Genomic DNA, 1,995 nt, shown 5'->3' with positions numbered 1-1,995 from the left:
GTGCGGTCGTCCTGCTCGGCGGAGGTCTTCCAGCCGGCCATGACATAGTCGACGACGGCCTCGTCGTTGCCGGCGAGGGCGTACTCGGCGGCGGCGGGGCGGACGGCGACGCCGTACGGCGGGCGGCGTGCCGCTCGGCGATGTCGCGGCGGCGGGCCTCCAGATCGTAGCGGGGCCGGGCGGCGGCGTCGGGACCTGCGCCCTCCAGCAGGCGGTCGATGTCGTGGATCACCGGGATCACTCCTGGTCGTTCTTGGCGGGACCGGGACGCAGCAGACGGCGCGGCGCGAGGCGGCTCGGCTCGGAGGATTCGGATGACGCCTCGGTGTGGAGGTCCTGAGCCCTCCGCTCCGGGACCGCCGACTAAGCGGCCCCGGAGCAGGCCCTCTGGAGCGCCCTTCTCTAGAAGGGTGTTTCCTCCTCGTCGAACTCCCAGATGGGAGCCCGATCGTGACGCTGCCCGTCAATATTTCCAAGTGTCCATGAGATGCATTCTGGACGTTCACCCGTTCCCGTGCGGGCAAACTCCTCCAATGCGGCTCTCACCTTGCTGATGGGCAATGTGCTGGCACGATCATGGAAAAGAGGGTATCCACTATCTGAAACCACTCGAGGGTCGAACTCTGGCGGCTGCGGGTTGTCCGAGATCCAGGCATGTTCAAAGATGCCCCGCTTCAGCGGATTACCGTCCGCGAGGTACCAGATCAGCGCTCCGAACCCGGTGTTCGAGTTCGCGGATACGAGCAGGGTGCTGTCGCCCTCGGCGCCATCACTGAGAGGGTGTTCGGCAAGGCAGAACATGGCCATGGTTCCCGGCGCCAGGATATTATCCCTCCTTTCCTGGTACGGCTTCAGTGCGGCAAGGGTCATGTCAATGAGCGAGCTGGCGTCATTCCAGTTATCGGCGTGACGCCACTGCATGTCGTATCTAGCATTCAGCACCATGCCAGACTACCTCTTCCCACGGGGCCGTGTCCCCTTCAGTGTGGGCGCTTTCGTGGTGTTGCCATTGGAGTCCTTGTACCACACGACTATCTCTTGATCGTCGTAGAGGATCTTCGGGACCGTGATCGGGCACTGGTTGGGACAGACGCCATCAGCATTGTTGATGACGATTTCCATCTTGTTGAACTTTGGATCCGCGGAGTTGCTCATCAGCCAGGCAAGCCTGGTCTCCAGATGTGCCGCTGCCGGGTGAACGGGAAGGCCAGTCGGCATGCCGCTTTGGGCCAAAAACTGAGTAATGGCGGCCGACCGGCTTTCGCTGTGGCCGCTGTTGATCTTTTCGGCGAACTTTTCCAGACCGCCCTTGCCGTCGGAGAAGAAGACCGTTCCCTGGGTCCGACCGTTCGAGTTGGTCCGCTTGTCCAGCCCCGCGAAGGCTTCTTCGATTTGCTTGGGGCAGTTGTGGGTAAGCAGTGGGGTGTCGCCTGCGAGCACGTGGTAGGTGTGCAGATCGGCGACGGCGAGGTTGTAGGCAGGGGCGAGTGCGGTCCAGTGCCGGACGGAGGCCACTAGGACTGCGGTGCCGGTGTCCGTGCGCAGAGTGTCGCCTGGACGAATGTCCGCGGCGTCGGTCCACTGGCCGAGAGTCGGTACCCAGAAGGGGTGGTGGTCAGTGGCGGTGACGGCAGACTGCGTACCGTCAGCAGCCGTTATGATCAGTTCGGTGTAATCGCGGTCGTCGGAGGTGTAGATGACCGCTGCGACCGTGCGCGGGCCGGATTCACCAGTGGTGGGGTCAGCTGCTGCGACCTGGTCGCCGGGCCGAATAGTCTCGATGGGGCGGTTGGTGCCGTCGCCCATGAGGACTCGGGTGCCGCCGGGGAAGCTGTTGAGGCACGGGGGCAGGTTCGGCTTGGGCTTCTTGCCCCAGGGCCACTTGCTTTTGGCCCAGTCCGTGATGTCGTCGGCGACTCCGCTGAGCTTCTTGCCCCATTTCACTCCGACGCTGATGTAGCCGACGAGGGGCACCATGTTGACGCAGGTCAGGAT

Annotated in this window: 2 protein-coding genes; both read right to left on the bottom strand. The window is 63.6% G+C overall.

Features of this window, described 5'->3' with window-relative positions:
- Positions 1-402: 402 nt before the first annotated feature.
- Complete coding sequence (locus tag ACFZBX_RS36920; protein WP_391538198.1) at positions 403-945, bottom strand: Imm1 family immunity protein; 543 nt, start codon at positions 943-945, stop codon at positions 403-405.
- A gap of 6 nt (positions 946-951) precedes the next feature.
- A partial coding sequence (locus ACFZBX_RS36915) for a polymorphic toxin-type HINT domain-containing protein (protein ID WP_391538197.1) occupies positions 952-1,995 on the bottom strand: 1,044 nt, incomplete at its 5' end.

This window comes from Kitasatospora sp. NPDC008115 (genome assembly GCF_042957205.1).
Classification (GTDB): Bacteria; Actinomycetota; Actinomycetes; order Streptomycetales; family Streptomycetaceae; genus Kitasatospora.
Note: the sequence above shows the minus strand (reverse complement) of the source record. Positions and strands in the feature narration are given on the sequence as shown.